This is a genomic window from Oceanisphaera sp. (genome assembly GCF_052084945.1).
GTDB lineage: Bacteria > Pseudomonadota > Gammaproteobacteria > Enterobacterales > Aeromonadaceae > Oceanimonas.
In genome coordinates this window covers 1-5,448 of the sequence record NZ_JBQDEX010000029.1, presented here as the reverse complement: position 1 = coordinate 5,448, position 5,448 = coordinate 1, and the positions used below count along the sequence as shown (strand labels likewise).

The 5,448-nt window shown below is 47.9% G+C and carries 4 protein-coding genes; 2 read left to right on the top strand and 2 right to left on the bottom strand.

The window, feature by feature from the left end; translation table 11 throughout:
- Positions 1 to 1,159 (bottom strand): chorismate mutase (locus ACTHY5_RS04355; RefSeq protein ID WP_441876895.1); only part of this gene is annotated, 1,159 nt, incomplete at its 3' end.
- A 294-nt stretch (positions 1,160 to 1,453) separates the two neighbouring features.
- The gene (gene hpf, locus ACTHY5_RS04350) at positions 1,454 to 1,834 is read right to left on the bottom strand and encodes a ribosome hibernation-promoting factor, HPF/YfiA family (RefSeq protein WP_441876893.1); all 381 of its coding nucleotides are present in this window, start codon (positions 1,832 to 1,834) and stop codon (positions 1,454 to 1,456) included.
- A gap of 312 nt (positions 1,835 to 2,146) precedes the next feature.
- Between hpf and ACTHY5_RS04345 the strand changes: the two genes are divergently transcribed.
- A complete protein-coding gene (locus ACTHY5_RS04345; RefSeq protein WP_441876890.1) occupies positions 2,147 to 4,054 on the top strand; it encodes a transglycosylase SLT domain-containing protein in 1,908 nt (635 codons plus the stop codon).
- The gene (locus tag ACTHY5_RS04340) at positions 4,044 to 4,886 is read left to right on the top strand and encodes an NAD(P)-binding domain-containing protein (RefSeq protein ID WP_441876887.1); all 843 of its coding nucleotides are present in this window, start codon (positions 4,044 to 4,046) and stop codon (positions 4,884 to 4,886) included. Before ACTHY5_RS04345 ends, ACTHY5_RS04340 begins: the two co-directional genes overlap by 11 nt.
- The last annotated feature ends 562 nt before the right edge of the window (positions 4,887 to 5,448 follow it).

Sequence of the window (5,448 nt, the reverse complement as noted above, 5' to 3'; positions counted from 1 at the left end):
CCTTAGATGATAATCGAGTAGGCGCCACTTCAGCACTGGGGTAGCAGCCTAATACTTTAATAAAGCTCACGCTGTCTTTAAGTTCACTCAGTGCGGCTTGCATTTGTGCGCTATTGACATTGGCGGCCACATCCACATAAAACATTTCCTCCCAAGGGTTACCAATAATGGGGCGCGACTCGAGCTTGGTCATGGGAATATCGTGGTTGCGCAATATTAGTAGCGTTTCTACTAAAGCACCGCTTTGCTGACCAGTAGACATAATAAAGCTGGTTTTAGCCGGAATTTGCGGTGCTACTTCAACAGGTTTGCGCGCCACCACAATAAAACGGGTCATGTTTTTCTTTTGATTGGCAAGCCCGGAGACTAATGGTTTTAGGCCGTGCAAAGCACCGCCATCGGCACTGCCCATGGCGCCAATATCATCGCGCTGCTGCTTGGCTACCAGCTCCATAGCATTAGAGGAGGCGGCGCAAAACTCGACCTTAACCTGGGGCAGGGTTTTTAAGTACTGCGAACATTGCTGATATACCTGAGGGTGGGTATATAAAGTGGTGAGTTTGCTGACATCGGTGTCTGTAGCCACTAACAAGCAGTGCTCTATGGGCTGGGTGAGCTCTCCGACAATAGAAAGGTGGGTGTGCTGCATTAAATCGAATACATCGTTAATGGCACCCGAGCTGGTGTTTTCTATGGGTAAAATACCATATTGCGCTTGGCCCGACTCTACGGTGTCAAAAATGTGTTGAAAGGTGTCGCAGTTGTGCTCGACTAAACTTGCGTTAAATCGGCTTAAATACTTACGGGCCGCCATATTAGAATAAGAGCCGCGTAACCCTAAAAACGCCACACTGATCGCGGGTGCGTCGTCTTGTGGATTGAGTAAATCTTGCAGCAAGGCCTGCTGTGATAATACGGAGTCTTCAATAATGGTGTGATAAATTTGTGTCACGTAATGCGCGTCTAAGCCCAAGGTGCGCCCTTGATTAATTAATGCCACTAGCAAGGCTTCTTCACGCTCTTGATCGCGAATAGGGCGTGGGTGTTTAAGCTTGCTGCGAGCTACGTCTAAACTTAAGCTTTTGCGCTTAGCGAGCAAAGACAACAGCTCTTTATCTAGGCTGCTAATCTGGGTTCTAATTTCATCCAAGTTAATCAATTGGGCTTCCCTTAATGACCTAATAAAAAAGCCTCCCAATGGAAGGCTTATCTGTTTGTCCGTCGCTAACTTATTGCCAGAGCCGCGTCCCTTTTGCATGCCTACCCTGATTGAGCCGTAGACTGCACTGACCCGCCTTTTTAAACCTTTTACCAAAGCTAGCATAATTTAATATGAAACGCAGCTAAACTCGTGCCTTGATAGTGATGGAGCAATAAAAAGCCCCCTTGATCGATGTTCATCAATCAAGGGGGCATCATAAGACGATTAAAGGAAGTGATAACGATGCATTAATTACGAGAATGTAGACTCTTCTTCGTCATCAATTTCTGCATCTAAGTGTGAGTCATCAACATCACTTGGCCCAATAGGTTGGCCGGCCTGGGCGCGTTTTGCTACGGGTTTGTCTGCGTAACGATTCAGTTGGCGCTCCAGTTTTTGGCCTAAATCTTTAATGGCGGCATACAAGTTATCGTCTTCTGCCTTAGCAAACAAAGTGTCATGACGTACGCCGACTGTCGCCTCTACTTGGTGTTTTAACCCTTCTTTATTAATGATCACATGCGGCGTAATAAGATCAACTTGGCGCCGAGACAATTTTTCGAAGCGACTCTCAATCCGTTCACGAATGGCGGGAGAAATGTCGATAGTGGTGCTGGTAATGGTGATGGACATATAATACCCCCTGGGTGTGCTTTTATGTTGGTGTACGGTTTCAGGCTACCCTGACCGTGATTTAATAACGTGATCTATATCAACCTATTCGGGTCTTTGCGTTTATGCAAGTTAAATATGTGATCACCTCGTTGCAACTCACACTTATTGGTTGCCAGTATCATCTGATATCAGTCAGACTCGAACGAATAAGTTTCTTGCGTTAGCTCAATATTCATAAGCTGAACCGCCCCACTTTATTTTTGGTTGCCCATTGGCAGGCTTGGCACTATTCCCTAGGATGGTTATCTATTTGTTATAAAGGGGTTCGCCGTGAGAAAGGTGTTAGGGCTTGGGTTGCTACTATTGGGGCTAAGTGTGAGTGTTCAGGCAGCATCAATGCGTGAACACTATCGCGATGCTGAGCAAGCGCTGAGTAACAAAGATACTCAGCGCTTTACCCAACTACGAAAGGGATTAAACGATTACCCACTCGCCATCTATCTAGACTACCAATATCTTGTAGACAATCTCTCTAGTGTGCGCACCCGTGATGTGAGTGAGTTTATGGCGCAGTATCCAGACTCATTATTGTCTGATCGCTTAGAAGGACGTTATTTATATCGACTGGCTCGTGAACAGCGTTGGCGCGAATTTTTAACCCTTTATCCTGATCTGCCTAACAGTGTTGCATTGCAGTGTGCGCACTACAGAGCTAAATGGGCAACCGGTGAAAAAGCCATGGCCATGGCTGGGGCAAAAACCTTGTGGCTGCACGGGCACTCTCGGCCCAGTAGTTGTGACCCTTTATTTAACGCTTGGCACCAAGCCGGTGGCCGCACCGACGATGATATATGGCAGCGCATATTGCTGGCGTATCACAGTGGAGAGAGCGGCTTAGTCAGTTATTTAAGCCGCCAGCTCAGTGATGCTGTTAAGCCCGACGCTACCTTTTTACAGTCATTAAGTGATAAGCCAACACAACTACTGACGGGAGAGTTGGTTAAACCGCAGAATAAGCGACAAACTCAAGCGTTAGCGCAGGCATTGGCTAAATTAGCCAATACTGACTATGCCAAAGTAATGAATGTGTATCCCACCTATCAAAGCCAAGCAGGTTTAAGTCAGTCTCAAGTGCACAGCATAGAAAAAAAATTAGCGCGTCGGCTTATGTATAACCGTACCCGAGAATATCGTAGCTGGTTAGATAGTCGCCTACCTGAGCTAGGGGATGAAGAGTTATTTGAGCTTCGTGCGCGGGTAGCAATTTGGGAACAAGACTGGAAAGGTTTGCCGCAATGGATAACGTACTTATCTGATAATGCTCAGAAAAATAGTCGTTGGTTATATTGGCGCGGCCGAGCACTAAAAGCACAACATCAAGATCAAGAAAGCCAACAGGCGTGGCAGCAAGCCGCTACACATCGCAATTATTATGGTTTTTTATCGGCACAGCAAAATAAAACGCCATTCTTATTACGTAAAAAACCCTTGGTACCTGCTGTTAGTTTGGCCAAGGTGCGTCGTCAATGGCCGGCGGTATCGCGAGTGGTAGAATGGCTGGCACTGGATAAAAAAACGGCGGCACGCAGTGAGTGGTATCACTTGTTAGGCAAAGTCAGTAAAGCCGATGGCTTGGCATTGGCAAGTTTAGCGCTACAGCAACAATGGTATGACAACTCTATCCAGGCCAGCATCCGCATCAAGGCATGGGATCACCTTGATTTGCGTTTTCCGATTGTGTATCGCGATATATTTCAGCGCCAAGCTAAGCAGTTGCAGGTAAGCGAGGCGACTTTATTCGCTATTGCTCGCCAAGAAAGTGCTTTTTATGAGTTAGCACGCTCTCCGGTGGGCGCGGGTGGTTTAATGCAGCTTATGCCGGCTACGGCCAAAGCCACTGCGAAAAAACACGGTATTAAAGACTTTAAACGGGCGTCGGATGTGTATATTCCTAAGGTGAATATACAACTGGGCTCTAGCTATTTTAAAGAGATGCTTGACCGTTATAGTAATAACCGCATAGCAGCTATTGCTGCTTATAATGCCGGGCCACATCGTATTGATCGTTGGTTAAAAAATAGTGGCAGCCGACCATTAGATGTTTGGGTTGAAAATATACCCTATCGAGAAACTCGCGGCTATGTGCAAAATGTATTGGCGTATTCGGTTATCTATCAAGATATATTAGGCCAATCACCTTCCTTTATCACATCTTCGGAGCTGAATTATGTCTATTAATACGCAGGCAGAGGAAGTATTTGCTGGAAATAGTGTGGCGATTGTGGGACTAGGCTGGCTGGGTGAGCCGCTGGCGCTTACTTTGTTAGCGCAAGGTTATCAGGTGTCTGGCACGACCACCTGCAAAGACAAATGCGCTCGCTTAGCCAAGGCCGGTATTTGTAGCACAGTGTGGGATATTAACGCCCCTTTGCCTAAGGTTTGGCCAACCGTATTGCGGGCCAACACTTTGGTGCTGTGTGTACCGCCAGGTAAAGTGGATGATTATGCTAACACCCTTGGTCAAGTGGCACACCTTGCCGCTAACAGTGGTGTGCAGCGGATATTATTTACCAGTGCCACCTCAGTATACGCCGGTCTTGGACATAAAACAGAAGCCGATGCCGCACCTGACTCTGCTCGTGGTGAGCGCATGTTGGCCGCTGAGCAAGCCGTGCAGGACAGTGGGGCGCAGGTGCTGTGTTTGCGCTTATCAGGGCTTGTAGGTGGCAATCGCGAGCCGGGGCGCTTTTTGGCTGGGCGCAGCTTTGACGGGGGAGACGAGCCGGTCAACTTAGTGGCTCAAGAAGACTTATTGCGCTTTATACCGGCTATTTTGGCTAAACAGCTGTGGCCTAGCACGCTCAATATGAGTGCGCCGCATCACCCCAGTCGCCGTGACTTTTATAGCCAAGCTGCCGAACTTCGCGACTTACCCGCTCCACAATTTAGCGGTGGCGGACAAGGTAAAAGCATAGACGGCAGTGCACTGAGTGAGTGGCTGGGCTTTAGTTATCAGGTTACCAACTGGTTTGACTGGCTTGTGGCACGCAGCCAAGCCAAGATTGAGTAGCTTAATACCAATCGTACTCAATAAGCAGTCAGTTTGTGCTGCCTGTAAAGCCTAACAAGGGCCACCCCACCGACACGCTACAAGCATATCTATGTGGTGCTCAAACACATGACATCTGAGCGCCATGGATGGCGTGAGTGCCGATATAGTATGAAGCACTTAACGGCCCTGTCATACCAATCGGATTAAGTAAGTGGTCAGCTTTATCTTCTGTAGATGCCGAAAAAAGGGGCCACTACACCGACACGCTGCAAGCACCTCCCTGTGGTTATGACTAGCTGACAGCTCCGAGCCTCAAAGGAGGTAACAGAGATCAGCTCCCACGACCATGAAATGCCAAGGTCGAAAAATGCTCCTGCCATTTCGACACTTCCGCCTTCCATGGCGGTCGGACGGCATTTCCTGAGCCCGTATGGGCCAGCTTGCTGGCGTGTATCTTTGCTGGGTAATAAAACGAATATCCTGTGAATATTCGCAGTTGTTACCCAGCAAAGATGGCTAGCCCAGTGGCGTGTCGAGGGAGGTGACTCTGTTTCCTCTTTATACTGTATTTAAATAGATC